Here is a 26,906-nt window from a genome sequence, read left to right on the forward strand (position 1 = left end):
TGCGCGCCGCGCTTTGCGGCCTGCGATGCTCACCGTGCTTCAGCACGGTTGCGCGTCTCGGCCACAAATCATCGCCGCTCGCTACGGTTTTCTTTGGACGTCTAAAAACTTAAGGAAAAGCACATGAATACCGCAACAAACAACGACCTGCTGACCATCGCGGGAAAACAGTATCAATCGCGCCTGCTGGTGGGTAGCGGCAAGTACAAGGATTTGCCGCAGACGCGCGAAGCGACGGACGCGGCCGAGGCGCAGATCATCACGGTGGCGATCCGCAGGGTGAATATCGGACAGGATCCGAATGCGCCCAGCCTGCTCGATGTCGTGCCGCCGGACCAGTACACGATCTTGCCGAACACGGCCGGCTGCTACAACGCGAAAGATGCCGTCTACACCCTGCAACTGGCGCGGGAACTCTTGGGCGGGCGCAATCTGGTGAAGCTGGAAGTGCTGGGCGATGAAAAGACCCTGTTCCCGCACATGCCGGAAACCTTGGTCGCGGCCGAGGCGCTGGTCAAGGATGGTTTTGACGTGATGGTCTATTGCAGCGACGACCCCATCCAGGCGAAGATTCTGGAAGACATCGGCTGCGTGGCCGTCATGCCGCTGGCGTCCTTGATCGGTTCGGGCATGGGCATCTTGAATCCGTGGAATTTGTCCTTGATCATCGACCAGGCAAAAGTGCCCGTGCTCGTCGATGCGGGCGTGGGCACGGCGTCGGACGCGGCCATCGCGATGGAGCTCGGTTGCGATGGCGTGCTGATGAATACGGCCATTGCGGGCGCGCGCGATCCCGTGCGCATGGCGCGCGCCATGAAGCTGGCCGTGCGCGCCGGGCGTGAAGCGTTCCTGGCGGGGCGCATGCCCCGTAAATTCGCCGCTTCGCCGTCGTCGCCGATGGCGGGCCGGCTGGCGTGATGGCGCGGCGGCGCCCCACCGTGCTCGTGTTTGCGGGCCTGGATCCCTCGGGCGGCGCCGGCCTGGCCGCCGATATCGTGGCCATAGCGGCGCAGGGCGCGCATGCCTTGCCCGTGATCACGGCCTTGACGGTGCAGGACAACGACCGCGTGTTTGCTGTCGAGCCTGTGGCGCCGGAATTGCTGCGCAGACAGGCGCAGGCGCTGATCGCCAAGATCGCCATCGATGCCGTGAAAATCGGCATCCCCGGCAGTGCCGCGAATGCGGCCGTCATCGCGCAACTGATCGCGCAATTGCGGCTGGCCCGCCCCAGCTTGCCCTTGGTGCTCGATCCCGTGCTGGCCAGCGGCCATGGCGATGTGCTCAGCCGGGACGATGCCGTGCTGGCGCTGGCGCCCTTGCTGCCGGTCACGACCGTGATCGTGCCGAACGGGCCGGAAGCGCAAGCCTTGGGCGGCGCAGAAAACCTGCGCGCGCAAGGCTGTGGCCACGTGCTGGTGACGGGCGGCCATGGCGATGGCGGGGACGTGATCAACCGCTGGATTGACGGTGCCGGCGGGGAGCGTGCGTGGCGCTGGCCGCGCCTGCCTGGCGAATTTCACGGCAGCGGCTGTACTCTGGCGTCCGCCATCGCGGCGTGCCTGGCGCTGGACCAGCCGCTGGCGCAAGCGCTGGAGCGGGCGCAACGTTATTGCCATGCGGCCCTGGCCGGCGCGTATGCGATTGCGCCAGGTCAATTGATGCCGCAACGATTGTATGAATAAGGAAAACATCATGCGTGGACTGTATCTCGTTACCCCGAACTGGGATGACACCGACCGCCTGCTCGACGTGAGCGAGCAAGCTTTGCAGGAAGGCGTGGCCCTGCTGCAATACCGCCACAAGAGCGCCGAGGCGGACCAGCGGCGCGAGCAGGCGGGCGCCTTGCTGGCCCTGGCCCGCAAATATGGCGTGCCTTTCATCATCAACGATTTTCTCGAGCTGTGCGAAGAGCTGGACGCGGATGGCGTGCACGTGGGTGGCACGGATGCGTCCGTTGCGCAGGTGCGCGCGCGCCTGGGCGCGGACAAGCTCGTGGGCGCCTCGTGCTATGGCGACATGGCCCTGGCCCGGACAGCCGAGGCGGGCGGCGCCAGCTATGTGGCCTTCGGCGGCTTCTATCCCTCGCTGGTCAAAAAATACCCGGTGACGACGCCCCTCGATATCGTGCTGCAAGCCAAGCGCGAGATCCGCTTACCGTGCGTGGTGATTGGCGGCATGACGCCGGCGAACGCGGCGCCGCTGGTCGCGCGCGGCGCCGACATGGTGGCGGCCATCAGCAGCGTATTTGGCAACGGACACCAAGCGGATGCTGTGGATATTGCAGTGCAGCAATTCAATCTGCTGTTTGCGCAGGCGGGGGACGCGTGAGGGGGCGGATTTCGCGAATAATCGGCATATAATAAGGGCATCATTCATTACCGAGGTCCCTTTACCCATGAGTCAGCCAGCCGCCGCGAAACGCCTTATCCTGATCGTTGACGATGACCAGCTCCTGTTGGAATTCCTCGGCGAAGTCCTGCGCCATGCCGGTTACGAGACGGCCCTGGCCAATTCGGCCGAAGTGGCGCTGCAGCTGATCGCCCAGCGCGAGCCGGACCTGGCCTTGCTCGACATCCACATGCCGGGCATGTCCGGCCTGGAACTGGCCAAGCGCCTGCACGGCGAAACGGCCGTGCCGTTCATGTTCCTGTCCGGCAGCGGCGACAGCGAATCGGGCAAGCAGGCGGCCGCCTACGGCGCCGTCGGCTACGTGGTGAAACCCGTCGACGAAGGCCGTTTGATGCCCGCGTTCGAAGCGGGCCTGGCGCGCGCCGACGAGATCCGCCAGCTGCGCCGCACCGAGCTGAACCTGAACGCCGCGCTGGCTGCGGGCCGCGAAACGAGCCTGGCCGTGGGCTTGCTGATGGGCAAATTCCAGACGGACCGCAACACGGCCTTCGAAGTGCTGCGCGACCATGCCCGTTCCAGCCGCCGCAAGATCAATGAAATCGCCAGCCAGCTGCTGCTGGCCGAAGAAACCCTGAACGGCTTGCACGGTGCCTTCCTCAACCGGGCAAAAAGCAAGTAAGGCAGGGAAGCCGGATAGGCATCTCCCAGGCGCCTGCTTTTCGCCCTGGCTTGTTATGATGTGAGGATACGGCGCGTTCGCGCGCCCGGTTCAACTATTGACAGGACACACATGAAAACCAAAGCAGCGATTGCATGGAAGGCGGGCGCCCCGCTGACGATCGAAGAAGTCGACCTGGCCGGCCCGCGCGAGGGCGAGGTACTGGTCGAGATCAAGGCCACCGGCATTTGCCATACCGATTACTACACCCTGTCGGGCGCCGATCCGGAAGGCATCTTCCCATCGATCCTGGGCCATGAAGGCGCCGGCATCGTCGTCGACGTGGGCCCGGGCGTGAAAAGCCTGAAGAAGGATGACCACGTCATCCCCCTGTACACGCCCGAATGCCGCCAGTGCAAGTTCTGCCTGTCGCAAAAGACCAACCTGTGCCAGTCGATCCGCTCCACGCAGGGCCGCGGCCTGATGCCGGACGCGACGTCGCGCTTCTCCATCGACGGCAAGCCCATCTTCCACTACATGGGCACGTCCACGTTCTCGAACTACATCGTCGTGCCGGAAATCGCGCTGGCGAAAATCCGCGAAGACGCGCCGTTCGACAAGGTGTGCTACATCGGTTGCGGCGTGACGACGGGCGTGGGCGCCGTGCTGTTCACGGCCAAGGTGGAAGCGGGCGCCAACGTGGTCGTGTTCGGCCTGGGCGGCATCGGCCTGAACGTGATCCAGGCAGCGAAGATGGTCGGCGCGGATAAAATCATCGGCGTGGACATCAACCCCGCGCGCCAGGAAATTGCCCGCAAGTTCGGCATGACGCATTTCGTCAACGCCAACGAGGTGGAAAACGTTGTGGACACCATCGTGCAGCTGACGGACGGCGGCGCCGACTACAGCTTTGAATGCATCGGCAATACCACCACCATGCGCCAGTCGCTCGAGTGCTGCCACAAGGGCTGGGGCCAGTCCATCATCATCGGCGTGGCCGCGGCCGGCCAGGAAATTTCCACCCGTCCGTTCCAGCTGGTGACGGGGCGCGTGTGGAAGGGTTCCGCTTTCGGCGGCGCGCGCGGACGCACGGATGTGCCGAAGATCGTCGACTGGTATATGGAAGGCAAGCTCAATATCGACGATTTGATCACGCACCGCTTGAAGCTCGATGATATCAATCAAGGTTTCGACTTGATGAAGAGCGGCGAGTCGATCCGTTCCGTCGTGCTGTATTGATCTGCCGTACAGATTGAAATACGCCGTACCACGGCGTTTTTGCGGAGGCTTCGGCCTCCGTTTTTTTTTGCCCGTGCTTTGCCGCCCGTCGCGCAAGCCTGCCGTCCAGGCCAGCATTTGTGCAGCCTGTCGCACGGCGCTGGAGCCGCCCGCCGCGCCTGGCTAGAGTGGATGCTCCAACCATCTACGCGAGGCAGCCATGTCCACTTCCCACCGTTTGATCCTCAGCCTGGCCGGCATCCTGCTTGGCGGCAGCGCGCTGGCCGTGCAGCCGCCCCAGCCGCCCGCACCGCCGGCCCCGCCTGCCGCGCCCAGCAAGCAGATCAGTATTACCGTGGAAAGCAGCGACGGCTATGCCCTCGTCGATAGCCGCAAGGACAGCGTCACCATGAGCGGCAGCGATGTCGACAACCAGCAGATCAAGCAGTTGAAGCAATCCATCAAGGGACAATTCCTGTGGTTCCGCGACCAGGGCAAGAGTTATGTGGTGCAAGATCCCGTGTTGCTGGCACGCATCAACGAAGCCTGGAAGCCATCCCAGCTGTTGGGCGAACAGATGACTGGCCTGGGTACGCAGATGAGTGCGCATGGCAAGGCGATGGGTGAATTGGGCAGCAAGATGGGCGCGCGCCAGGGCAAGGTCGGTACGCGCGAATCGGAAGAGCTGCGTCTCCTGGGCCGCCAGCAGCAGGAACTGGGCCGCAAGCTGGGCGAGGCGTCGCGCCGCCAGGCGCTGGCGACGAGCGATGCGGCACGCCGTACGGCCGAGCGCGATGTGGAGCGCTTGCAGCAGCAGATGGAAGATGCCCAGGAAAAAATGGAAGAGGCCAACGACCGCATCGCCGCCATACACGAGAGCGAAGCCCAGCAGACCGAAGCGATTTCGCGCCAGATGGAACAGCGCAGCAAGCCCATGGAAACGCTGGGCAAGCAAATGAGCGACCTTGGCCGCCAGCAAGAGAAAGCAGCCAAGGCGGCCGACAAGACCACGCGGCAGGCGATTGCGCAATCGCTGAGCGAAGGCAAGGCAAAGCTGGTGCGTTAAGCGCTCAGCCCAGCAGCTTGCGCATCAGGCAGCGCTGCGCCGGATCGTGCCCGTCCTGCGTCTCGCGCGCCAGCTTGCGCGCATGGCCCGCGCCCAGCGCCGCGGCGCCGATTTCGCTGAAACCGTGGCGCGCATAGTAGGGCGCGTTCCACGGCAGGTGGCGATACGTGCTCAGCGTCAGGGAGGCGCAGCCCAGCGTTTTCCCGTGGTCCGCCGCCGCGTCCAGCAGGCGCGCCCCCAGCCCCTGCCGTTGCTGGGGCAGGGCGACGGACAATTCCACGATAAACAGCTGGCCGTCGAGCGCTTCGGTGGCCAGGAAACCCACCGGCGCCGCATGCCCGGCGGCAGCGATCCACACGCCGCCCTGCCGCTGCAGCGCTTGCAAGGTGTTCAATGGCAAGGGTTCTCCCTGCGCCAGCCATGCCAGGTCGGGGCCGGCCTGGGCAAACAGGGCGGCGGCGCTGCGTTCGACCTGGGCCAGCAGGGGCAGGTCGGCGCCGCTGGCTGCGCGGATGGCGTAGCTCATGGCGTGTGCCACACGGCGGCCACGGCGCGGTATTGCGCCGGCAAATGTGCCTTGGCTTCGTCTACGCTGTCGTGGAGCGCATCCTGCACAGTGTCCCACTGCGCATCGCAGCTGAAGCGGTAGACGGACGCTTCGCCCGCATACTGGCACAGGGCCAGGCCGTGGATGGCGAGCGGGGCCGTGCCATCTTGCGTGGCAACGTGGCCGAAAGGCAGGTCGGACCAGGCCCACGCCAGTACGCGGGCGCCGTCGATGTGGCTGGGAGGTGTCATGGAGGCGATTTCTGCAGTAATGGCGTGACGCCGATTGTAGCGCGCACGGCGAAACTGGCGCGACCGCTGGACAAATGCACAGTATTTTTAGCCATGCCGGTATAATCACGGCATGCAAAATCTTCTTCACAACCTCAATCCCGAACAATTGGCTGCCGTCACCTTGCCGGCGCAGCATGCGCTGATCCTGGCGGGCGCCGGCTCGGGCAAGACCCGCGTGCTGACTACCCGCATCGCGTGGCTGATCCAGACCCAGCAGGTATCGCCGCCCGGCATCCTGGCCGTGACGTTTACCAACAAAGCCGCCAAGGAAATGCTCACGCGCCTGTCGGCCATGCTGCCGATCAATACGCGCGGCATGTGGATCGGCACCTTCCACGGCCTGTGCAACCGCTTGCTGCGCACGCACTACCGCGACGCGGCCTTGCCGCAGACGTTCCAGATCCTCGATTCCCAGGATCAGTTGTCGGTGATCAAGCGTTTGTTGAAGGCGAACAATATTGACGATGAAAAATTCCCGCCGAAGACGGTGATGTATTTCATCAACAATGCCAAGGACCAGGGCTTGCGCGCCACGGACGTGGAAGCGTACGACGCGCACGAGCGCAAGATGGTCGAGCTGTACCAGATGTACGACGACCAGTGCCAGCGCGAAGGCGTCGTGGATTTTGCCGAACTGCTGCTGCGCACGTACGAATTGCTGAGCCGCAACCAGCCCTTGCGCGAACATTACCAGGCGCGCTTCCGCCACATTCTCGTGGACGAGTTCCAGGATACGAATAACCTGCAATACAACTGGTTGAAATTGCTGGCCGGCCACGGCAGCCGCGATGGCGGCGCCTTGTTTGCCGTCGGTGACGATGACCAGAGCATCTACGCGTTCCGCGGCGCCAACGTGGGCAATATGAGCGCCTTCGAGCACGAGTTCCAGGTGAAGAACTTGATCAAGCTGGAGCAGAACTACCGTTCGCACGGCCACATCCTCGACAGCGCCAACGTGTTGATCGCGAACAATAGCAAGCGCCTGGGCAAGAATCTGCGCACGGACGCGGGCCATGGCGAGCAGGTGCGCGTGTATGAAGCCAGTTCCGACCTGCAGGAAGCGCAGTGGATCATCGAAGAGGCGAAAAGCCTGATCGCCGATGGCGCCTCGCGCAGCGAAATCGCCATCTTGTACCGCTCGAACGCGCAGTCGCGCGTGATCGAACATGCGCTGTTTTCGGCCGCGATTCCATATCACGTGTATGGCGGCCAGCGCTATTTCCAGCGCGCCGAGGTCAAGCACGCAATTGCATATTTGCAATTGATGGACAATCCGCACAACGATTCCGCCTTCTTGCGCGTGGTCAATTTCCCCACGCGGGGCATCGGCATGCGCTCGATCGAGCAATTGCAGGCCGCGTCGGAGCAGTACGGCATCTCGCTGTACGCGGCCGTGCCGTATGTGGCGGGCAAGGCGGGCAGCGTGCTGGCCGGCTTCGTCAAGCTGGTCGAAGGCGTGCGTTTTGAAACGCAGCAATTGTCGTTGCCGGAAATGGTGCGCGTGGTGCTGGAAGCGAGTACCTTGCTGCAACATTACCAGAATGAAAAGGAAGGCGCCGACCGCATCGAGAACCTGGAGCAGATGGTCAGCGCGGCCAGCCAGTTCATTTCCGAGGAAGGTTTTGGCCAGGGCGCGCCCGCCCACCTGGGACCAAGCGCCCAGGCGCAGTCCGCTGCGCCCGTGGTGAACCAGGACGGCATCGAAATCCTGGACGCGGACGCGCCGCTGCCGGCCGTGATGTCGCCGCTCTCCGCGTTCTTGTCGCACGCGTCGCTGGAAGCGGGCGACAACCAGGCGCAGGCGGGCCAGGATGCGCTGCAGATGATGACCGTGCACTCGGCCAAGGGCCTGGAATTCGACAACGTCTTTATTACCGGCCTGGAAGAGGGCCTGTTCCCGCACGAAAGCAGCTCGAAGGAAGACAACGGCGTGGAAGAGGAACGCCGGCTGATGTACGTGGCCATCACGCGCGCGCGCAAGCGGCTGTACATGAGTTTTTCGCAGACGCGCATGCTGCATGGCCAGACGCGCTACAACATGAAGTCGCGCTTCTTCGACGAATTGCCGGAAGAATCCTTGAAATGGCTGTCGCCGAAAGTACAGGCGAACTGGTTCGGCAACCGCAAATCGGCCTGGGACGAGGCGCCCAAGGTGGCTAGCCTGGGTTCGGACAATGCGATTGCGCAAAAGATCGCGCAAAAAGCCACGGGCGGCGGCTGGCGCATCGGCGAATCGGTGGCGCACGCCAAGTTCGGCGAAGGCGTGATCGTCAATATCGAAGGCGGCGGCGGCAATGCGCGCGCGCAGATCAACTTCGGCCAGCACGGCATGAAGGTGCTGGACCTGGGCATCGCCAAGCTGGAGCGATTGGGGCGTTGAGACACGAGCGGCCATAAAAAAGGGCAGCCTGCGCAGGCTGCCCTTTTTGTATGTGGCGTGAAAATCAGTCGTTCGGCTTGTCCAGCGACACGGTCTTGCTCTCATCGACAGGCACGCCGAAGATCTGGCGGTAGGCCGCGTAGAACGAGCAATGCATGATGATGGTGAGTATCATCGACAGCGGCATCATCAGCTGCATCATCAGTGGCGTGCGGCCAAAGATGACGGCCAGCAACTGGCTGGTGACGATGCTGATGGCGAACCACGTGGCGGCAAAGACGATGAAGGCCGACAGCGAGCGCCAGACGGCGAAAAAGCTGAAGAACAGCGACTTGCCCAGGCCGGTTTTTTGCCAGTAGATCAGCGGCGCCGCAAAGCAGAACGCCATGGCGGCCGGCACGTACAGCACGATGGCCAGCAGGATGCCGAGGCCCAGGCGCGATTCGGGGATGGCGGCGCGCGCCGCTTCTTCCGTCAGTTGTCCCGTGACCAGCTGCCACAGCAAGCCGTCGTCCACCAGGGTGGACGCGCCGATGGCAAGGATGGCCATCAGGATGTACAGCACGCCCAGGCCGAACAGCGCGGGAAACGCCGGTTTGCGGAAGCCCGAGATCAGCAGGCTGGGCAAGACGCGCTTGCCCTGGTCGATATGCAGGCAGCCTTGCACGAAGGCCACGGAAAACACGGGGACGAGGATGACGGGCAGCATCTGGCCCAGTACGGGCACGATGCTGACAGCCAGCATGCAGAACATATAGCCGAGAAACAGCATCGACATGCCGCCAGGTTGCTTGCGAAACAGGCCAAATCCTTGTTTCACCCAAAGCCAGCCTGTACTTGCAGGTAATTTTTCCATGTTTAAAACAGTTCCGGTGCAGGTGTGGCAATACGTTCGCGCAGAATGCGTTCGAAATGCGAGGGATCGTGCGGGGTCAGCATTTCCGCTTCGCGCGGCTGGTAATAATCGTACAGGCGCGACAGCCAGAAGCGCAGCGCGGCGGCGCGCAGCATCGGCTGCCATGCCGTCTGTTCTTCATGCGTGAACGGGCGCACGGCCTGGTAGGCGTCCAGCAGGGCGCGCACGCGCACCGTGTCGAGCACGCCCGTGGCCAGGTCCACGCACCAGTCGTTGACGGTGACGGCCACGTCGAACAGCCAGGTGTCGCAGCCGGCAAAGTAAAAGTCGAAAAAGCCCGTCAGTTGTTCGCCGTCAAACATGACGTTGTTACGGAACAAGTCGGCATGCACGGGACCGCGCGGGATGGCTTTATAGGTATCGCAGGCAGCAAAGGCATCCTGGAAGTGGATTTCCGCGCGCAGCAAATGGGCCTTGGCATCGTCGAGGTGGGGCAAGACCAGCGGCGTGGTGGTGTTCCACCAGTCCAGTCCCCGCAAATTCGGCTGCTGCAGGGGGAAATCCTGCGCTGCCAGGTGCATCTTCGCCAGCATGGCGCCCACGGCCGCGCAATGCACGGCTTGCGGCGCCATCTGCGAGCTGCCGTCGAGTTTGCTGACGATGGCGGCCGGCTTGCCTTGCAGGGCCGTCACCAGTTCGCCATCGGCATTGGCGATGGGGGCGGGCACCAGCACGCCCCGGTCCGCCAAATGGCGCATCAGCTGCAGATAGAACGGCAATTGCTCGAAGCTGAGGTTTTCAAAGATCGTCAGCACGTACTCGCCGCGCTCCGTGCTCAGAAAGAAATTGCTGTTTTCAATGCCGGATGCGATGCCCTTGAGCGCCAGAGGTTTGCCGAGTGGAAATTGCGTGATCCACTGGCCGATATCGTCCAGGTGTAGCGCGGTAAATACTGCCATGGGAAAGAGGGGAATGGTCTAAAAGGTCAAAAAAAGCCGGCTGCCCCGCAGATGGCCGGGGCAGGGCAGAAGAGAGTGGCTGCTTACTTCGTTGCTGCGGGCGGTGCTGGCGCTTCCGCGGCCTCTTCATCGCGTTGTTTCTGTTTCTTCTTGCCCAGGTCGAATTCCAGTACTTTCCATTGGGGGCCGCGCAGGGCGCCGCCGTTGGCCTGGTCGGCGCCCGTGGCCGGCTTCATGTAATAGGTGCTGCCGCCCGTGGTGACTTTCACTTCGGACGTCACGCCCGCTTCGCGTTTCTCGGTGATCTGTTGCTTGGCTGCGGCCGGCGCCACGGTGATCGGCGCTTCGCCCATTTCCTCGATACGTTCGAGCTGTGGCGGCGCGTCGCTCGGTTTGGCCGGCGTCTGGGCGCTGGCGATGGCCGAACATGCCAGCAGGGGCAGGGCGAGGAATGTCCAGAGTGTCGATGTACGCATCATGATGGGTTCGCTTCCATGTGTGGGACTGCAGCGCGTGCAGTGGTGTAATGCCGTCAATTTATCTATAAGGCATTGTAACAAACTGGTAGGCAATGCTGTTTAATACGGCTGATTAATGTGCCGAAATGGCTGGCGGCGGCAGCCCGCGCGCCCGCACGGGGCCGCCAGGGTGCTCAAAACGCCAGGAACGGCACGCATTGCGGCCGGTGGCGCGGCCCCAAACTCTGCGATAATTGGGCGATATTCCGCCCGCCCGCCGCGCTTTCCCCGGCGGACGCGGCTCACCTTATTTTATTGGCATTATGCAAAACACCCTGCTGTTAGTCGACGGTTCCAGTTACCTTTATCGTGCCTTCCATGCGCTGCCCGACCTGCGCAGCCCGGATGGCTATCCCACGGGCGCCATGCACGGCATGGTCAACATGCTGCGCCGCCTGCGTGCAGACTACCCGGCCGCCTACATCGCCTGCGTCTTCGATGCCAAGGGTAAAACTTTCCGCGACGACATGTATCCCGAATACAAGGCCACGCGCGCCTCGATGCCGGACGACCTGCGCCTGCAGATCGAACCGATCCACGAAGCCGTGCGGGCCATGGGCTGGCCCATCCTGATGGTCGACGGCGTGGAAGCGGACGACGTGATCGGCACCCTGGCCGTGCAGGCGGCCGCCGCCGGCATGGATGTGGTGGTGTCGACGGGCGACAAGGACCTGGCGCAGCTGGTCAACAGCCAGGTGACCCTGATCAATACCATGAGCAATGAAAAGCTCGATGAAGCGGCCGTGCTGGCCAAGTTCGGCGTGCCGCCCAACCGCATCATCGATTATCTGTCGCTGATCGGCGATACGGTCGACAATGTGCCGGGCGTCTCGAAATGCGGCCCGAAAACGGCCGTCAAATGGCTGACCTTGTACGACAGCCTGGAAGGCGTGATGGAAAATGCGGCCAATGTGGGCGGCGCCGTGGGCGAAAACCTGCGCACGGCCCTGCCTTGGCTGCCGCAGGCGCGCGCCCTGATCACCGTCAAGACCGATTGCGATCTGTCGCAGCACATGACGACGATCGCCGACTCGCTGGTGGCGAAGCACGAAGACAAGGAAGCGCTGCTGGCCTTCTTCCAGCGCTACGGCTTCAAGGCCCTGCTGCGCGAACTGGGCGCCACGCCGCCGCCGATGTCGCCCGTCGGCGCACCGGCAGCTGGCGCCGGTGCTTCCACCGCCAACACGACGGGCGACATGTTTGCCGACGCGGCCTCGGCCGTGGAAGCCGTGTATGAAACCGTGCTGACGGACGAGCAGCTGGACAAATGGATCGCCCTGATCGATGCGGCGGCTCTGACGGCCGTCGACACGGAAACCACCTCGCTGGAACCGATGACGGCGCAGATGGTCGGCATTTCCCTGTCCGTGGCCGAGCACGCGGCCTGCTACATCCCGCTGGCGCACGACTACGCGGGCGCGCCCGAGCAATTGACGCGCGAACACGTGCTGGCGAAACTGCGTCCGTGGCTGGAAGATGGAAACAAGCCCAAGCTGGGGCAGAACCTGAAATACGACAGCCACATCTTCGCCAACCATGGTGTGACGTTGCGCGGCATCGCCCACGATACCCTGCTTGAATCGTATGTGTTCGAATCGCACAAAAAGCACGACATGGACAGCCTGGCCCTGCGCCACCTGAACTACACGACGATTCCGTTCGAAGACGTGTGCGGCAAGGGCGCCAAGCAGATCACGTTCAACCAGGTGGAAGTGGAGCAGGCGGCGAAGTACGCGGCCGAGGATGCGGACGTCACCTTGCGTTTGCACAATGCCATGTGGGGCAATGTGGCGAACGATGAGAAGCTGACTTTCATCTATGAAAAGATCGAGATGCCGACGGCCGTGGTCTTGCAAAAGATCGAGCGCAACGGCGTGCTGATCGACGACGAGCTGCTCAACATCCAGTCGGCCGAGCTGGCAATCAAAATCCTCGAACTGGAAAAGAAGGCGTATGAACTGGCCGAGCAGCCATTCAACCTGGGTTCGCCCAAGCAGATCGGCGAAATCTTCTTTGAAAAGCTGAAACTGCCGGTGGTCAAGAAGACGCCGACGGGCGCGCCATCGACGGATGAAGAAGTGCTGCAAAAGCTGGCCGAGGATTATCCGCTGCCCAAAGTGCTGCTCGAATACCGGGGCATGGCCAAGCTGAAGTCGACGTACACGGACAAATTGCCGAAGATGATCAACGTCACCACGGGCAGGGTGCACACGAACTATGCGCAAGCCGTGGCCGTCACGGGCCGCCTGGCGTCGAACGACCCGAACCTGCAGAATATTCCCATCCGCAGCGCGGAAGGCCGCCGCATCCGCGAAGCCTTCATTGCGCCGCCGGGCAGCCACATCGTTTCGGCCGACTATTCGCAGATCGAATTGCGCATCATGGCGCACATCTCGGGCGATGAAGCCATGCTGCGCGCGTTTGCCGACGGCATCGACATTCACCGCGCCACGGCCGCCGAGATCTTTGGCGTGCCGGCCGCGGAAGTGCAGAGCGAACAGCGCCGCTATGCCAAGGTCATCAACTTCGGTTTGATCTACGGCATGAGCGCGTTTGGCCTGGCCGGTAACCTGGGCGTGGACCGCACGGCCGCGCAAAGCTATATCGACCGTTATTTCGCTCGTTTCTCGGGCGTGAAACAATATATGGAAGACACGCGCCAGCAGGCGAAGGCGCGCGGCTACGTGGAAACCGTGTTCGGCCGCCGTTTGTGGCTGCCGGAAATCAATTCGCCGAACGGCCCCCGCCGCCAGGGCGCCGAACGGGCGGCCATCAACGCGCCCATGCAGGGCACGGCTGCCGACCTGATCAAGCTGGCCATGATTGCCGTGCAAGGCTGGCTGGAAACGGATGGCTTGCAGACGAAGATGATCATGCAGGTGCACGATGAACTGGTGCTGGAAGTGCCGGACGCCGAGCTGGAACTGGTCAAGCGCAAGCTGCCGGAACTGATGGCCGGCGTGGCCGCGTTGAAAGTGCCGCTGACGGCCGAGGTGGGCGTCGGCAGGAACTGGGACGAAGCGCATTGATGCTGCGTCGGCTTACGCGGGGCATGCCCCGCTAAGCCGCCCTACATGTTTACTTGAGCAATGACCGTAGGTCGGCTTAGCGCAGCGTAAGCCGATATTTCCAAACGCAATATCTTCAGGAGAAACGCATGAGCGACATGATCACCGATTGTGAAAGTTTGCTGGGCCAGAGCAGCTTGTCCGGGCCAGATGGCCGGCGTGGTTTCCTGAAGGTGGCGCTGGGTACGGGCTTTGCCGTGGCCGTGCTGCCCGTGGCGGCGCAAAACGTCATCAAGACGGATTCCGCCGGGCTCGTCACTGCCACCATATCCGTGATGGTTGATGGCCAGGCCGTGCCCGTGTATGCGGCGCAGCCGGAAGGCAAGACGGGCTTGCCCGTGGTGCTGGTCATTTCGGAAATCTTTGGCGTGCATGAACATATCGCCGACATGGCGCGCCGCTTCGCCAAACAGGGCTATCTGGCGCTGGCGCCCGACCTGTTCGTGCGCCAGGGCGACCCCACCAAGGTGGCCAGCGTTGCCGATTTAATGAAGGGCATCATCGCCAAGACGCCCGATGCGCAAGTGATGACGGACCTCGATGCCGTGGTCGCATGGGCCAAGCAGAATGGCGGCGACACGAGCCGCCTGGGCATCACGGGTTTCTGCTGGGGCGGCCGTATCACGTGGCTGTACGCGGCGCACAATCCCGCCGTCAAGGCGGGCGTGGCCTGGTATGGCCGCCTGGTGGGCGAACCGACCCCCTTGCAACCTAGCAACCCCATCGATATTGCCGCTAGCCTGAAAGTCCCCGTGCTGGGCTTGTATGGCGGCAAGGATACGGGCATCAGCCAGGAATCGATCGGCAAGATGAAGGATGCGCTGGCCAAAGGCGGCAACAAGTCGGAATTCGTCGTCTACCCCGATGCGGGCCACGCCTTCAATGCCGATTACCGTCCCAGCTATGTGGCGGCCGATGCGAAAGACGGTTATGCGCGTTGCCTGGCCTGGTTCAAACGCCACGGCGTAGCGTGATCTGCAACAGAAAAATAGCAAATTTTTCCATCAGTTGACGCGAAAGGCGCACCGGGCTGTAAAATGCCCGGTTCGCGTCAATGCAGTACAATTGCATCTTCACTGCGCCACGCTGCCGCCAAGCGCGCACAAGATTGAATAATAAGCAACACTATACAGATCAAGCCAGACGCCAGCATTGCGGGCGCCCGTAGGCCGGCGCCATTTTGAGGTAAGAAAATCATCGATCCCGTCCTTATATCCATTTTGCTCGCGACCACGATCGCGGGCGTATTCAGCATTACCGCGGCGGCGATCTTTTCGTTTGCATTCTTGTCCAAAGTGGTCGAGCGCATGGTCAGCTTGTCCGTCGGCATCATGTTGTCGACGTCCTTGCTGCACGCCTTGCCCGAAGCATTCGAATCGCAGGCGGACCCGCGCAGCCTGTTCGCCACCCTGCTGGCGGGCTTGCTGGCCTTTTTCATGCTGGAAAAATTCGCGATTTTGCGCCATTCGCACCACCATGAAGGCGACGGCCACCACCACGCGCATGGCCACGACAAGCACGAAGCGGGCAAGGCCGGCTGGATGATCCTCGTGGGCGACGGCATGCACAACTTTACGGACGGCATTTTGATCGCGGCCGCCTTCCTGGCCGACCCAAAGCTGGGCCTGGTGACGGGCCTGGCCATCATCGCGCATGAAATCCCGCAGGAAATCGGCGACTTCATCGTGCTGCTCAATGCCGGTTTTTCGCGCTTGCGCGCGTACGTTTTCAATCTGCTGTGCAGCCTGATGGCGGTGGCGGGCGGCCTGCTCGGCTATTTCACCCTGGACCGCGCCAGCAATCTGATTCCTTACGTACTCGTGTTCGCCTCGTCCGGCTTCATCTACATTGCCCTGTCGGACCTGATGCCGCAGATGCAGCGCCGCGCCACCTTGCGCGAAACCATCCCGCAAGTGCTGCTGATCGCGCTGGGCGTGTGCATCGTGCTGTTCCTGACGCATAAACGCCACGGCGGTTGACACGCGGCGGTGCCGCAGTGTCACTTGTGCTATATTGCCTTTCTGACTAACTTGCACAGAAAGGAGGAAAATATCATGGAAGAAAACTTGTTGCTCGCCGCATGGCGCGCACGCTCTTTAAGCGCATTTGCCAGCTCTTGCCCACGTTCTATCGCGCTGCGATAACCTGGCCAGAGCAAAGTTACCCTCCTATACGAGTCCTTTCCTGGTACTCCGTTGTCGTTAGCGCTCCTGTTAACGCGGATGCTTGCATCCCGAACAAAGACAAGAGCCATGACTACCCTGATCTCGACACAAGCTTTACAACTGGATACCCACGACGGTTTCCTGTTCCATGAACTCGCCTTTACCTTGCGCCAGGGCGACCGCATCGGCCTGATCGGCCACAATGGCTGCGGCAAATCCACCTTGCTGGGATTGCTCAGCGGCACGCGCGAAGCCACTGCCGGCACCATCCACTATTCTCGTGCCTGCCGCTTGCAGCACGTGGAGCAGCACTTGCCGCCGGAACTTGCCAGCCTGAGCCTGTACGACGCCTTGCTGGCGCCCGTGCTGGAACAGCCCGAACTGCATTGGCGGGTCGACAGCCTGCTGGCCGAACTGGGCTTCGACCTGGATACGGCGCAAGTGCCCGTGCACTCGCTATCGGGCGGCCAGCACACGCGACTGCTGCTGGGGCGTGCCCTGCTGCAGGAGCCGAACGTGCTGCTGCTCGATGAACCGAGCAATCATCTGGACTTGCCATCCTTGCTGTGGCTGGAGCAATTCCTGCTGGCGTGGCGCGGCGCCTTCATCCTCGTCTCGCACGACCAGCGCCTGCTCGACAACGTGGCCACGCGCAGCTGGATCTTGCGCGACCGCCGGCTCTACGATTTCGACTTGCCGTGCGGCCCTGCGCTGGCGGCGCTGGCCGAGGCCGATATTGCCGCCGCCGCCCGGCATGCGGCGGAACAAAAGGAAATCGACCGCCTGTCTGCCAGCAGCGCCCGCCTGGCCCTGTGGGGCCGCACTTATGACAATGAAGACCTGGCGCGCAAGGCCAAGACCATGCAGCGGCGCATCGACAAGTTGAAGGATGAGCAATCGTTCGTCAGCGATGGCGCTCCCTGGCGCTTGAGTCTGCGCGGCAAGGCGCTGGCGGCCGACCAGCTGCTGACGCTGGACGGGCTGGACGTGCGCGCCGTGCCCGCGTCTCCCGTGCTGTTCCAGGTCGGCCAGCTGTGGCTGAAACCGGGCGACCGGGTCGCCTTGCTGGGCGCCAACGGCAGCGGCAAGTCGTCGTTGCTGCGCTTGTGCTGGCAAGCGATCCAGGCGCAGGAAGAGCGGACGGACTTGCGCTACCACAAGGCGGCAAACATCGGTTATTACGACCAGTCGCTCAAGCAACTGGCCGATACGGCCGACCTGTCCGACGCCCTGTATCCGTTTGCCGTGCAAAATGAAGCTGCGCGCAGTCAGGTGGCGCGCAAGCAAGCGCTGATTGCGGCCGGTTTCCCGTATGCGCGCCATGGCCAGACGGTGGCCACCCTGAGCGGCGGCGAGCGGGCGCGGCTGCTGTTCCTGGGCTTGTCGCTGGCCAGCTACCACTTGCTGCTGCTCGATGAGCCCAGCAATCACCTGGACATGCAGGGCAAGGGGGAACTGGGACAAGCGTTGCAGGGATTTGCGGGCGGCTGCCTGCTGGTATCGCACGACCGCGACCTGATCGAGACGGCCTGCAACCGCTTTTGGGTGGTGGCCGATGGCGGGCTGGAAGAGTGGCTTGATGCGGCCAGCGCGTATGCGCGGCTCAGTCTTGAGGATGGGCAGGCGCCAGCGTCCGCGCCGCGCGTGGAAAGCACATCGCTTGCGCCAGCGCAAACCGACGTCGATGTGCAGCTGGAACGCTTGTGCGAACTGGAGCAGTTGCTGGCGCAAGACCTGGCGAGAAAACCGCGCCATCAGAAGCCGGCCAGCCAGCAGGCGTGGCAGGACGAGATCGCGCAGTTGAATCGCATTTTGGGCATCACGGCCTAGATGGCGCTGTCCGGGCGATGGTCGCCGTCGCCCATGGACGCTTGCTGGCGATGGCGTCTGCAAGCGGCGGCAGCGCCTTGCGCGTGGTGCATGTCGTCGGCCAGAGCCGCCTTCCCCGTGATGAAACGCAAGGGCGGCAGGTATCAGGACGGCGTTTGCGTCAGCCGTTGCAGTTCAAACAGTGCGTTGCCGTATTCGGCATACATCACCATGCCGGTGGCAACCGTCTTTTCAAAATACTCCCTGGCTTTGCGCCGGTCCTGTTTCAGCAGATAGTATTGGCCGATATTAAAATACGCTTCGCATAAGGACAGCAGGCGCTCGTCGCCCTGCATTGTGTCGGCCGCCGCCAGCACCTGTTCCGGCGTCGAGATGCCGGTGAACAGCCCGTAGGCGGGACGCGGCCAGGCGCCGCTGGCCTCGGCATTCAATTCCTGCCTGAGCGCGTCCGGCAAGGCTAGCCCGGCAGGTCCCAGCGTCCACAGATACCACAGCCTGGCATACGGCTGTGCCTCCATGTTTGCCGCCGAGATGGTCAGCGGTTCCAGGTCGTCGAGCGCGCGCCGGTATTGGCCCATCTGGTAATAAGTCTGGCCGCGTTGGTAGGCGACTTCATAGGCATCGTAGCCCAGCAGCCGCGCCTGTTCCAGCTGCTCGATGGCGGCCTGGAACTGTCCGCGCCGGACCTGGATCGATGCCAGCGTCATATGGTAGACAGCCGTCGATGGTTGCAGCGCCAGCGCCTGCGTCAGGTCGGCCCATGCCAACTCGGCTTGCTGCAGATCCGCATGGGCCGAGCCGCGCAACCAGTAGGCCTGGGCCATTTCCTGCTTGTCTTCCGGCTTGCGTGCGATGGTCGCGCTGTGCTCGGCGATGTCTTTTTCCAGGCTGCTGCGCATGCGCTGGCCGGGCGTATTGGCCGCCGTGCCCGGTTTGTTGCTGTTGATCCACATTTCCGGGACACTGAAGGAGTCGCCCATCATCTGGCTGATGTGTTGCAGTTGCGCGAGGAATTTGTCGAGCTCGCCTACCGGCACCGAATCGGCCCGGAAAGAGAGTTCCAGCGTGATCCGCGCCACATTCCCGCGAAATTGCTGGGACTGTTTGTAGGTGAAGAAATCGCCGTCGTAGCGCGTGGTGGTGGGGTCGAGCAAGCCGCTGACGTTGTCAGGCAGGTTGATCTGAAAGGTATAGCTCAGTGTCTTGCCGGTGCCCGGCAAGACTAATGGGACGCCGCGTGCGGCCTCGTCCTTGATACGCGTCGCTTGAATGAAATTCACCGGCATGAATGCGAAGATCCAGCCTTTGCCCAAGGCGCTCGCGGCGTGTTCGATCATGTAGCGGTCGACCATCGTGATGTGTGCGCCAGGCCTGTAGTCGGCCAGTTCCGCGACCCCAAGGCGTTGCGCGCCCGGATAGCGCGCCTGGGTCATGGCCTGGTCCGCCTGCGCATAGCCGGCCATGCGCGTCGCTGCGCCTTCCTGTACTTTGTCCGCCAGCAGGCCATCGTAGCTGGTGCGTTTTTCAAGCAGTACCGGCTGATCGAACGCCCTGACGGTCATGATTTCCTTCAAGTCATACGCCGCGGGTGGTTTTTGCGCGGCGGCAGGCAGGCTGAATGCCAGGCACAAGCCTGCCAGTACGCTCAAGAGGGATCGTTGCATCGGTAATTCCTGATAATGACAAAGGTCGGCGACGGGACGCCGTGCCAGCTGCTTATGCTGTCCCGGTTGCCACGGGCCTTGCCGGGTCGGCGCACCATTCGCTCCACGAGCCCGGGTACAGTGCCGCGCCAGGCAAGCCGGCCACTTCCAGGGCCAGCAGGTTGTGGCAAGCCGTCACGCCGGAGCCGCACTGCATGATGGCTGCTTGCGGTGCATCAAACAAGGCGCTGAAGTCGCGCCGCAGTTCGTCGGCGCCTTTGAAGCGGCCGTCCGCTTGTAAATTATCCTTGAAGAAACGATTTTTCGCGCCGGGAATATGGCCGCCCACGGGGTCGATGGTTTCGTTTTCGCCCCGGTAGCGGTCGGGCGCGCGCGCGTCGATCACGGTCAGCGCCTGTGTTTCCAGGTTGGCGATGACGTCTTGCACGGTGACCATGCGCGTCAGGCTGGCTTTTTCCGTGAGCTTGCCCGCTGCGCGGGGCGCCACGGGCGTGACCAGGGGCAAGCCTTGCGCCTGCCAGGCGGCCAGGCCGCCGTCGAGCACGGCGACGGCCCCGTGGCCCACCCAGCGCAGCAGCCACCACAGGCGGGCGGCGAACATGCCGCCCTGGCCGTCATAGGCCACCACTTGCGTGTCGTCATTGATGCCCCAGCCGCGCAAGGTGGCCAGCAGGGTATTGCGGTCGGGCAGGGGATGCCGTCCCGTAAAGTCCGGGCCGCGCGCCGTCTTGGGGCCGGACAGGGCCGTGTCGATGTCGGCGAACTGCGCGTTCTGGATGTGGCCGGTGGCAAAGGCGTCGCTGCCGGCCGTGGGGTTGAGCAAGTCGTGGCGGCAATCGAGGATGACCCAGTTGCTGTCATTCACGTAGCTGGACAAATCATTGCTGTTGATCAAGGTCGTATACAAGGTCATGACTCCTTACACTTCGCTGGCGATGGGATCCGTGCGCGCGATGGCGGCGCCACGGGCCGTGTTGCGGGTATTGTAATAGGTTGCCGCGATGCCGGAAGCGAGAATGATGCCGATGCCGGCCCAGCCGTGCCAGTCGAACAGGTCGCCAAAGATCACCACGCCCCAGAAGCTGGAAAAGACGATGCCTGTGTACTGCAGATTCGCCACCACGAGGGTCTTGCCCAGGCGATAGGCGCGCGTCATGGCCATCTGCGCCATGGTGGCGCACAGGCCGATGGCGGCCAGCAAGCCGATGCCGTAGCCGCTCGTGTGCGCGTGCCAGACGACGGGGCCGCCGCCGGCGCTGGCCACGTGGCCGATCACGCCGGCGAGGAAATTGACGACCGAGAAATAGAACACGACCCGGTACTCGGGTTCGCCCAGCAAGCCCAGCTTGCGTACTTGCAGGTAGGCGAGGGCCGACAGCATGCCGGAGATCAAGGCCGTGATGGCGCCAGCCGCCTGGTCCGTCTCGAACACGGGTTGCAGCAGCAGGGTCACGCCGACAAAGCTCATGGCGATGGCCGCCACCAGCGGCCACTCGACCTGTTTCATGCCTTTCCACCAGCCGCCCGCCAGCAGGATCACGGCGATCCAGATGGGCGCCATGTAATTGAGCGTCATGGCCGTGGCCAGCGGCAGGATGGCGATCGCATAAAACCACAGCCACAGGGCGATCACGCCCACCACGCCGCGCCACAGATGCTGACCCGGCATCGTGGTTTTAAAGCTGCCGCCCTGGTAGAGGATGGTGCAGCTCATGACGATCATGCCGATGATGCCGCGGTACATGACGATTTCGGACGTCGAATACATGTCCGACGCCAGCTTGACGCACACGCCCATGATGGCGAACATAAAACTGGCAAACAGCATCCACAACGATTGCATTGGATTCCTGGGTAATGAGAGGATAAAAAAAGGGCCGCGTCATGCGGCCCTTCTGCGAATTACAGTTCGATATTGCTGCGGTACCATTCGTGGAAGTGCTGCATGCCATCTTCCATCGGCGACTGGTAAGGACCCACTTCGCTCACGCCGCGCGCCATCAGGGCCTTGCGGCCCGCATCCATGCGCTGGGCGATTTCATCGTCCTCGACGCAGGTTTCCATGTAGGCAGCCCGTTCGGCTTCGACGAAGTCGCGCTCGAACAGCACGATTTCCTCTGGGTAATAGAACTCCACCACGTTGCGCGTCTTTTGCGGGCCATCGGGCCACAGGGTCGAGACGATCAGCACGTGCGGATACCATTCGACCATGATGTTCGGATACAGGGTCAGCCAGATGGCGCCATACGGCGGCGCTTCGCCGCCGCGGAATTGCAGCACCTGCTCTTGCCATTTCTTGTAGGCAGGCGAACCCGCTTGCTGCAAGCCCCGGTGCACGCCCACCGTTTGTACGCTGTAATCCTTGCCGAATTCCCAGCGCAGGTCGTCGCAGCTGACGAAGCTGCCCAGGCCCGGGTGGAACGGTTCCACGTGATAGTCTTCCAGATAGACTTCGATGAAGGTTTTCCAGTTGTAGTCGCACTCGTGGATTTCCACGTGGTCGAACATGTAGCCGGAAAAATCGAGGTCTTTCGAGACGGACAAATCTTTCAATTTTTCCATCACGTTGTAGCCGTTCTGCTCGAACAGCAAGCCATTCCAGCTTTGCAGCGGCGTTTTCGACAGGTTCAGGCACGGCGTCTCGGGGAAATGCGGCGCGCCGATCAATTCACCCTTGAGGTCGTAGGTCCAGCGGTGCAGCGGGCACACGATATTGTTGGCATTGCCGCGGCCGTTGAACATCAGCGCCTGCCGGTGGCGGCACACGTTGGACAGCACTTCGATGCCATTGGCGTTGCGCACGAGCATGCGCCCTTCGTTCTCAGACGCCAGGGTCGCAAAATCGCCGGTTTCCGGCACCATCAGCTCATGCCCGACATAGCGCGGGCCGGCTTGGAACAATTGTTGCATTTCACGCTGCAACAGCGTTTCGTCAAAATAGACGTGGACCGGAAGTTGCGCGTTTGAGCGCGCCAGCTTGGCGTGAGTAGCCAGATCGGACATCCCAACCCCCCATAAATGTACAACGGTCAGCAGTGCCCCAGGCCATTCCCTGGGCAACCGCTACAGAGAGAAAGAATCCGCAAAGACCTGAATTCAAATTTGTTGAAACGGTATTTCGGACAGAACCGGCGATTATAGCGCGTATCGGCCTCGGCATTGCCAAAACCCTCGGCAATTCCGGTACTTTAATGAGAAACGTTGTCATTTACCGTGCAATTTCGGGCCGATGGGGGCGATTGCGCTAAAATTCACTGCCAAGCTGGCAACGTCTTCCTCTTTGAGCACGCCGATTGCGCTTTAGTTTTCACTTAATAGTGTGGTTTGTTCTAAAATAACGCTTCTATGCTGGCCGGGAGTCCCCGGCGTCTCCCTACAAGCCCCTCGTGCCACGAAGAGATCTGAGTCTATGTCGAAGAAATTAACTGCCGCTGCCGCTGCCGCAGCGCCGGCCTCGTTTGAAGAGGCAATGGCGGAACTGGCGCAGCTGGTAACGCAAATGGAAGCGGGCCAGTTGCCGCTGGAAGCATCGGTCGCGGCGTATCAGCGCGGCTCGGAACTGGTCAAGTATTGCGCAACCCAGCTCGACAGTGTCGAAGCGCAGGTGAAAGTACTGGAAGGCGACATGTTGAAACCGTTCGTGGATGCCGGCGAGGCCGCTCAATGATGGCCAGCGTGCAACAAGACAGCATGACCTTCGGCGACTGGATGCAAAGCACCCAGTCCGGCGTGGAAAGCCGGCTCGACCAGTTCCTGCCGGCGGCGGACGCCGTGCCACACAAGCTGCACGCAGCCATGCGCTATGCGCTGCTGGGCGGCGGCAAGCGCGTGCGCCCGCTGCTGGTGATGGCGGCCGGCGAATTGTTCGATGCCGACCAGGACACCCTGGCGCGCGCCGCTTGCGCACTGGAAATGATTCACGTGTATTCACTCGTGCATGACGACATGCCGTGCATGGATGACGATGCCTTGCGCCGTGGCAAACCCACCGTGCACATCGCCTACGATGAAGCGACGGCCCTGCTGGTGGGCGACGCGCTGCAATCGCAGGCGTTCATGCTGCTGGCCGACGGCGCGGCGATTCCTCCCGCACGGCAAATGGCCATGATCAAGCTGCTGGCGCACGCGTCCGGTTCGGCCGGCATGTGCGGCGGCCAGGCAATCGATCTCGACAGTGTGGGCCTGGCCTTGAGCCTGCCGCAACTGGAACAGATGCATCAGCTGAAAACGGGCGCCTTGCTGCGCGCGGCCGTGATCCTCGGCGCGCTGGCGGGCAAGGAGCTGACGCCGGACGACATGACGGCGCTGAACGCGTATGCGCGCGCCGTCGGGCTGGCGTTCCAGGTGGTCGACGACGTGCTCGACGCGACGGCCGATTCGGCCACCCTGGGCAAGACGGCGGGCAAGGATGCGGCCGCCAACAAGCCCACCTACGTATCGATACTGGGGCTGGAACCATCGAAAGCCCTGGCAGAACAATTGCGGTGCGACGCCCATGCGGCGCTGGCGCCATTCGGGGACAAGGCACGCCGTCTGCGCGAGCTGGCAGACCTGGTCGTGCAGCGGAAGGCATAAATGAAACTGTTAGAAACCATCAATGAACCAGCGCAAGTGCGCAAGCTGGCCCGCTCGCAACTGGTGCCGCTGGCGCAGGAATTGCGCAGCTTCCTGCTCGACTCCGTTTCCAAGACGGGCGGCCACCTGTCGTCCAACCTGGGCACGGTCGAGCTGACCGTCGCGCTGCATTACGTGTTCAACACGCCGCACGACCGCATCGTGTGGGACGTGGGCCACCAGACCTATACGCACAAGATCCTCACGGGCCGCCGCGAGCGCATGCACACCCTGCGCCAGAAGGACGGCATTTCCGGCTTCCCCAAGCGCGACGAGAGCGAATACGACACGTTCGGCACGGCCCACTCGTCGACATCGATCTCGGCCGCGCTGGGCATGGCGCAGGCCGCCAAGATCAAGGGCGACCCGCTGCACGCGATCGCCGTGATCGGCGACGGCTCGATGACGGCCGGCATGGCCTTCGAGGCGATGAACAATGCGGGCGTGCAGGAAGACGTCAACCTGCTGGTGATCCTGAACGATAACGACATGTCGATTTCGCCGCCCGTAGGCGCGCTGAACCGCCACCTGGCGCGGCTGATGTCGGGCCAGTTCTATGCGGCCGCGAAAAACGTGGGCAAGTCCGTCTTGCCCGGCCCCGTGCTGGAATTGGCGAAGCGTTTTGAAGAGCACGCCAAAGGCATGGTCGTGCCCGCCACCATGTTCGAGGAATTCGGTTTCAATTACATCGGCCCCATCGATGGCCACGACCTCGATTCGCTGATCCCGACCTTGCAAAACATCAAGCAATTGAAGGGTCCGCAATTCCTGCACGTGGTGACCAAGAAGGGGCAGGGCTACAAGCTGGCCGAAGCGGAACCGATTTTGTACCACGGCACGGGCAAGTTCAACCCGGCCGAAGGCATCAAGCCGGCCACGGCGCCCGCCAAGATGACGTACACGGAAGTGTTCGGCAACTGGCTGTGCGACATGGCCGCGCACGACAAGCGCCTGGTGGGCATCACGCCCGCCATGCGCGAAGGTTCGGGCATGGTCAAGTTCGAACAGAAGTTCCCGGCCCGCTACTTTGACGTGGGCATTGCCGAACAGCATTCCGTGACCTTTGGCGCGGGCCTGGCTTGCGAAGGCTTGAAACCTGTCGTGGCCATCTATTCGACCTTCCTGCAGCGCGCCTACGATCAGCTGATCCACGACGTGGCCCTGCAAAACCTGGACGTGACCTTCGCGCTGGACCGCGCTGGCCTGGTGGGCGCCGATGGCGCCACGCACGCGGGCAACTACGACATGGCGTTTTTGCGCTGCATCCCGAACATGGTCATCATGGCCGCGTCCGACGAAAACGAATGCCGGCAGATGCTGACGACGGGTTACCACTACCCGGGTCCGGCCGCCATCCGCTATCCGCGCGGCGCCGGTGCCGGCGTGGCCATCGTGCCGGAACTGACCAGTATCGAGATCGGCAAGGGCGAACTCAAGCGCCAGGGCAAGCGCATCGCCATCCTGGCCTTCGGTTCGATGGTGGCGCCGAGTGTGGCGGCCGGCGACAAGCTGGACGCGACGGTGGCCAACATGCGCTTCGTCAAGCCGCTCGACGTGGCGCTGGTAAAACAGCTGGCTGCCGAGCATGATTACCTGGTGACGGTGGAAGAGGGCTGCATCATGGGCGGCGCCGGTTCTGCCGTGGCCGAGGCCTTGGCGGCCGAGGGCATCGTCAAGCCGATTTTGATGCTGGGCTTGCCCGACACCTTCATCGACCATGGCGACCCCGTGCAGCTGCTGAAAGGCGTGGGCCTGGACGCGGCCGGCATCGCCGCCTCGATCGAGCAGCGCTTTGGCGGCACGCAGCCGCCGCGCCTGGCAGCTGTCAGCTAAGCTGGCTTGCATACGGAAAAGCGACACCGAGGTGTCGCTTTTTTTTTCGCCCTCGTGGATTTTACGCTGCACTGCAACATTTTTTGCCCGGGAATGCTACGATGACGCTTTGATACCTTCTCAAAGTTCACCTTGCACTTCAGGAAACTTCACCGCCGTGTGCGCGCACTGGCCGGCCGCTGGCTGGCGGGCATGCACGCCTACACCGATACCCTGGCGCAGCGCCGCCCCCTGTGGATGGTCACCCTGGCCATCGATGAAACGAACCTGTCCGAAGGCTTGCGGGCCGCCTGCGCCTCGAGCGCCATGCTGCTGCTGGGCTTGCTGTTTGACCACCCCGATTTTTCCTGGGCCGCCATCGGCGCCTTCTGGACTTGCCTGGCCGACGCGGCGGGCACGCGGCGCATGCGTTTCGTCTCGATGGTGGGCTTCGGCTTGCTGTCCACGGTGGCCGGCGGCCTGACGGCGCTGGCGGCCGGCCACGGCGTGGCAGCGGCCGCCATTGCCGTGCTGCTGTTTTCCTGGGCAGGCGCGCTGGCGCGCATCTGGGGTGCGGCCACGGCGCAAGTGGCCATCCTGGCGGCCACGGCCTGCGTGGTGATGGTCACGCATCCGCTGGCATCGATGACGCAGACGGCGCCTTTCCTGGGCCTCTACATGTTCGGCTGCCTGTTTGCCACCGTGCTCAGCTTTACCGTCTGGCGCATCCATCCGTTCGGCCCCAGCAGGCGCGCCATCCGCGCCGCGTATTCGCGCCTGGCCGGCATCGCGCGCGACAATGCGCGCTTCCTGGAACAGGGTCCGGCGTTGCCGGACGCGGCCGCGCATGGCGCCAGCTACCGTTCGCAGGCGCGCGCCGCACTGGAAGCGGCGCGCGTGGCGCTGGCC

General features: G+C 62.8%; 24 protein-coding genes and 1 pseudogene. 15 read left to right on the forward strand and 10 right to left on the reverse strand.

Annotated elements, in window-relative coordinates; all coding sequences use genetic code 11:
• Nucleotides 1-123 precede the first annotated feature (123 nt).
• From GCN75_RS22215 to GCN75_RS22240, 6 genes are all read left to right on the forward strand, one after another.
• Nucleotides 124-918: a thiazole synthase gene (locus GCN75_RS22215; RefSeq protein WP_152284322.1), complete on the forward strand. Its 795-nt coding sequence runs from the start codon at nucleotides 124-126 to the stop codon at nucleotides 916-918.
• Nucleotides 918-1,682: a bifunctional hydroxymethylpyrimidine kinase/phosphomethylpyrimidine kinase gene (gene thiD, locus GCN75_RS22220; RefSeq protein WP_152284323.1), complete on the forward strand. Its 765-nt coding sequence runs from the start codon at nucleotides 918-920 to the stop codon at nucleotides 1,680-1,682. Before GCN75_RS22215 ends, thiD begins: the two co-directional genes overlap by 1 nt.
• Nucleotides 1,683-1,692: 10 nt before the next feature.
• Complete coding sequence (gene thiE / locus GCN75_RS22225) at nucleotides 1,693-2,328, forward strand: thiamine phosphate synthase (RefSeq protein ID WP_152284324.1); 636 nt, start codon at nucleotides 1,693-1,695, stop codon at nucleotides 2,326-2,328.
• A gap of 67 nt (nucleotides 2,329-2,395) precedes the next feature.
• On the forward strand, nucleotides 2,396-3,028 hold the full coding sequence (locus GCN75_RS22230; RefSeq protein WP_152256208.1) for an ANTAR domain-containing response regulator: 633 nt from the start codon (nucleotides 2,396-2,398) through the stop codon (nucleotides 3,026-3,028).
• A 111-nt stretch (nucleotides 3,029-3,139) separates the two neighbouring features.
• Nucleotides 3,140-4,246, forward strand: coding sequence for an S-(hydroxymethyl)glutathione dehydrogenase/class III alcohol dehydrogenase (locus GCN75_RS22235; protein ID WP_152284325.1), 1,107 nt, complete (start codon nucleotides 3,140-3,142; stop codon nucleotides 4,244-4,246).
• A 199-nt stretch (nucleotides 4,247-4,445) separates the two neighbouring features.
• Complete coding sequence (locus tag GCN75_RS22240; RefSeq protein ID WP_152284326.1) at nucleotides 4,446-5,291, forward strand: hypothetical protein; 846 nt, start codon at nucleotides 4,446-4,448, stop codon at nucleotides 5,289-5,291.
• A 4-nt stretch (nucleotides 5,292-5,295) separates the two neighbouring features.
• Here GCN75_RS22240 and GCN75_RS22245 read toward each other — a convergent pair whose 3' ends face one another.
• On the reverse strand, nucleotides 5,296-5,817 hold the full coding sequence (locus GCN75_RS22245) for a GNAT family N-acetyltransferase (RefSeq protein WP_152284327.1): 522 nt from the start codon (nucleotides 5,815-5,817) through the stop codon (nucleotides 5,296-5,298).
• Nucleotides 5,814-6,089 (reverse strand): hypothetical protein, encoded by a 276-nt coding sequence (locus tag GCN75_RS22250; RefSeq protein WP_152284328.1) that lies wholly within the window; start codon nucleotides 6,087-6,089, stop codon nucleotides 5,814-5,816. Before GCN75_RS22250 ends, GCN75_RS22245 begins: the two co-directional genes overlap by 4 nt.
• 112 nt (nucleotides 6,090-6,201) lie before the next feature.
• Here GCN75_RS22250 and GCN75_RS22255 point away from each other — a divergent pair, with 112 nt between their 5' ends.
• Nucleotides 6,202-8,511 (forward strand): UvrD-helicase domain-containing protein, encoded by a 2,310-nt coding sequence (locus GCN75_RS22255; RefSeq protein WP_152284329.1) that lies wholly within the window; start codon nucleotides 6,202-6,204, stop codon nucleotides 8,509-8,511.
• A gap of 64 nt (nucleotides 8,512-8,575) precedes the next feature.
• On the opposite strand, the gene GCN75_RS22260 is transcribed toward GCN75_RS22255, so the two are convergent.
• From GCN75_RS22260 to GCN75_RS22270, 3 genes are all read right to left on the reverse strand, one after another.
• Complete coding sequence (locus GCN75_RS22260; protein ID WP_405002833.1) at nucleotides 8,576-9,331, reverse strand: BPSS1780 family membrane protein; 756 nt, start codon at nucleotides 9,329-9,331, stop codon at nucleotides 8,576-8,578.
• A gap of 38 nt (nucleotides 9,332-9,369) precedes the next feature.
• Complete coding sequence (locus GCN75_RS22265) at nucleotides 9,370-10,326, reverse strand: homoserine kinase (RefSeq protein WP_152284331.1); 957 nt, start codon at nucleotides 10,324-10,326, stop codon at nucleotides 9,370-9,372.
• A gap of 83 nt (nucleotides 10,327-10,409) precedes the next feature.
• Entirely contained in the window at nucleotides 10,410-10,805 is a 396-nt protein-coding gene (locus GCN75_RS22270) for a hypothetical protein (RefSeq protein WP_152284332.1), read from the reverse strand.
• A 302-nt stretch (nucleotides 10,806-11,107) separates the two neighbouring features.
• Between GCN75_RS22270 and polA the strand changes: the two genes are divergently transcribed.
• The gene (gene polA / locus GCN75_RS22275) at nucleotides 11,108-13,873 is read left to right on the forward strand and encodes a DNA polymerase I (protein ID WP_152284333.1); all 2,766 of its coding nucleotides are present in this window, start codon (nucleotides 11,108-11,110) and stop codon (nucleotides 13,871-13,873) included.
• A gap of 128 nt (nucleotides 13,874-14,001) precedes the next feature.
• Nucleotides 14,002-14,886 carry a dienelactone hydrolase family protein gene (locus GCN75_RS22280; RefSeq protein ID WP_152284334.1) on the forward strand — a complete coding sequence of 295 codons (885 nt, stop codon included), beginning with the start codon at nucleotides 14,002-14,004 and terminating at the stop codon, nucleotides 14,884-14,886.
• Between the two features lie 77 nt (nucleotides 14,887-14,963).
• Here GCN75_RS22280 and GCN75_RS29295 read toward each other — a convergent pair whose 3' ends face one another.
• On the reverse strand, nucleotides 14,964-15,245 hold the full coding sequence (locus GCN75_RS29295) for a hypothetical protein (RefSeq protein ID WP_193317606.1): 282 nt from the start codon (nucleotides 15,243-15,245) through the stop codon (nucleotides 14,964-14,966).
• On the opposite strand from GCN75_RS29295, the gene GCN75_RS22285 reads away from it, so the two are divergent.
• On the forward strand, nucleotides 15,133-15,891 hold the full coding sequence (locus GCN75_RS22285; RefSeq protein ID WP_070222636.1) for a ZIP family metal transporter: 759 nt from the start codon (nucleotides 15,133-15,135) through the stop codon (nucleotides 15,889-15,891). The genes GCN75_RS29295 and GCN75_RS22285 overlap by 113 nt on opposite strands.
• A 273-nt stretch (nucleotides 15,892-16,164) precedes the next feature.
• Nucleotides 16,165-17,907: an ABC-F family ATP-binding cassette domain-containing protein gene (locus GCN75_RS22290; RefSeq protein ID WP_152284335.1), complete on the forward strand. Its 1,743-nt coding sequence runs from the start codon at nucleotides 16,165-16,167 to the stop codon at nucleotides 17,905-17,907.
• Between the two features lie 143 nt (nucleotides 17,908-18,050).
• On the opposite strand, the gene GCN75_RS22295 is transcribed toward GCN75_RS22290, so the two are convergent.
• The 4 genes from GCN75_RS22295 to GCN75_RS22310 form a co-directional block, all read right to left on the reverse strand.
• Nucleotides 18,051-19,481 carry a hypothetical protein gene (locus GCN75_RS22295; RefSeq protein WP_193317605.1) on the reverse strand — a complete coding sequence of 477 codons (1,431 nt, stop codon included), beginning with the start codon at nucleotides 19,479-19,481 and terminating at the stop codon, nucleotides 18,051-18,053.
• Nucleotides 19,482-19,623: 142 nt separating this feature from the next.
• The gene (locus GCN75_RS22300; RefSeq protein WP_152284345.1) at nucleotides 19,624-20,478 is read right to left on the reverse strand and encodes a sulfurtransferase; all 855 of its coding nucleotides are present in this window, start codon (nucleotides 20,476-20,478) and stop codon (nucleotides 19,624-19,626) included.
• A gap of 12 nt (nucleotides 20,479-20,490) precedes the next feature.
• Nucleotides 20,491-21,414: a DMT family transporter gene (locus GCN75_RS22305; RefSeq protein WP_152284337.1), complete on the reverse strand. Its 924-nt coding sequence runs from the start codon at nucleotides 21,412-21,414 to the stop codon at nucleotides 20,491-20,493.
• Between the two features lie 59 nt (nucleotides 21,415-21,473).
• Entirely contained in the window at nucleotides 21,474-22,574 is a 1,101-nt protein-coding gene (locus GCN75_RS22310; RefSeq protein ID WP_152284338.1) for an aromatic ring-hydroxylating oxygenase subunit alpha, read from the reverse strand.
• A 406-nt stretch (nucleotides 22,575-22,980) separates the two neighbouring features.
• On the opposite strand from GCN75_RS22310, the gene GCN75_RS22315 reads away from it, so the two are divergent.
• The 4 genes and pseudogenes from GCN75_RS22315 to GCN75_RS22330 all read left to right on the forward strand — a co-directional run.
• Complete coding sequence (locus tag GCN75_RS22315) at nucleotides 22,981-23,238, forward strand: exodeoxyribonuclease VII small subunit (RefSeq protein WP_152284339.1); 258 nt, start codon at nucleotides 22,981-22,983, stop codon at nucleotides 23,236-23,238.
• Between the two features lie 23 nt (nucleotides 23,239-23,261).
• Nucleotides 23,262-24,146 (forward strand): polyprenyl synthetase family protein, encoded by an 885-nt coding sequence (locus tag GCN75_RS22320; RefSeq protein ID WP_152284346.1) that lies wholly within the window; start codon nucleotides 23,262-23,264, stop codon nucleotides 24,144-24,146.
• Nucleotides 24,147-26,018: a 1-deoxy-D-xylulose-5-phosphate synthase gene (gene dxs / locus GCN75_RS22325; protein ID WP_152284340.1), complete on the forward strand. Its 1,872-nt coding sequence runs from the start codon at nucleotides 24,147-24,149 to the stop codon at nucleotides 26,016-26,018.
• A 159-nt stretch (nucleotides 26,019-26,177) separates the two neighbouring features.
• Nucleotides 26,178-26,906 (forward strand): annotated as a pseudogene (locus tag GCN75_RS22330) (FUSC family protein); the annotation flags it as partial.

Origin of the sequence: Janthinobacterium violaceinigrum, assembly GCF_009208555.1 — a bacterium.
Classification (GTDB): domain Bacteria; phylum Pseudomonadota; class Gammaproteobacteria; order Burkholderiales; family Burkholderiaceae_D; genus Janthinobacterium; species Janthinobacterium violaceinigrum.

Bases quoted from the DNA above. Each gene is read 5' to 3' on its own strand.
- GCN75_RS22315 (WP_152284339.1), top strand. From the start codon at position 22,981: ATGTCGAAGAAATTAACTGCCGCTGCCGCTGCCGCAGCGCCGGCCTCG.
- thiE (WP_152284324.1), top strand. From the start codon at position 1,693: ATGCGTGGACTGTATCTCGTTACCCCGAACTGGGATGACACCGACCGC.
- GCN75_RS22320 (WP_152284346.1), top strand. From the start codon at position 23,262: ATGACCTTCGGCGACTGGATGCAAAGCACCCAGTCCGGCGTGGAAAGC.
- GCN75_RS29295 (WP_193317606.1), bottom strand. From the start codon at position 15,245: ATGATGCCGACGGACAAGCTGACCATGCGCTCGACCACTTTGGACAAG.
- GCN75_RS22290 (WP_152284335.1), top strand. From the start codon at position 16,165: ATGACTACCCTGATCTCGACACAAGCTTTACAACTGGATACCCACGAC.
- GCN75_RS22310 (WP_152284338.1), bottom strand. From the start codon at position 22,574: ATGTCCGATCTGGCTACTCACGCCAAGCTGGCGCGCTCAAACGCGCAA.
- GCN75_RS22245 (WP_152284327.1), bottom strand. From the start codon at position 5,817: ATGAGCTACGCCATCCGCGCAGCCAGCGGCGCCGACCTGCCCCTGCTG.
- dxs (WP_152284340.1), top strand. From the start codon at position 24,147: ATGAAACTGTTAGAAACCATCAATGAACCAGCGCAAGTGCGCAAGCTG.
- GCN75_RS22265 (WP_152284331.1), bottom strand. From the start codon at position 10,326: ATGGCAGTATTTACCGCGCTACACCTGGACGATATCGGCCAGTGGATC.
- GCN75_RS22230 (WP_152256208.1), top strand. From the start codon at position 2,396: ATGAGTCAGCCAGCCGCCGCGAAACGCCTTATCCTGATCGTTGACGAT.
- GCN75_RS22215 (WP_152284322.1), top strand. From the start codon at position 124: ATGAATACCGCAACAAACAACGACCTGCTGACCATCGCGGGAAAACAG.
- GCN75_RS22255 (WP_152284329.1), top strand. From the start codon at position 6,202: ATGCAAAATCTTCTTCACAACCTCAATCCCGAACAATTGGCTGCCGTC.
- GCN75_RS22280 (WP_152284334.1), top strand. From the start codon at position 14,002: ATGAGCGACATGATCACCGATTGTGAAAGTTTGCTGGGCCAGAGCAGC.
- GCN75_RS22240 (WP_152284326.1), top strand. From the start codon at position 4,446: ATGTCCACTTCCCACCGTTTGATCCTCAGCCTGGCCGGCATCCTGCTT.
- GCN75_RS22235 (WP_152284325.1), top strand. From the start codon at position 3,140: ATGAAAACCAAAGCAGCGATTGCATGGAAGGCGGGCGCCCCGCTGACG.
- GCN75_RS22270 (WP_152284332.1), bottom strand. From the start codon at position 10,805: ATGATGCGTACATCGACACTCTGGACATTCCTCGCCCTGCCCCTGCTG.
- thiD (WP_152284323.1), top strand. From the start codon at position 918: ATGGCGCGGCGGCGCCCCACCGTGCTCGTGTTTGCGGGCCTGGATCCC.
- polA (WP_152284333.1), top strand. From the start codon at position 11,108: ATGCAAAACACCCTGCTGTTAGTCGACGGTTCCAGTTACCTTTATCGT.
- GCN75_RS22305 (WP_152284337.1), bottom strand. From the start codon at position 21,414: ATGCAATCGTTGTGGATGCTGTTTGCCAGTTTTATGTTCGCCATCATG.
- GCN75_RS22250 (WP_152284328.1), bottom strand. From the start codon at position 6,089: ATGACACCTCCCAGCCACATCGACGGCGCCCGCGTACTGGCGTGGGCC.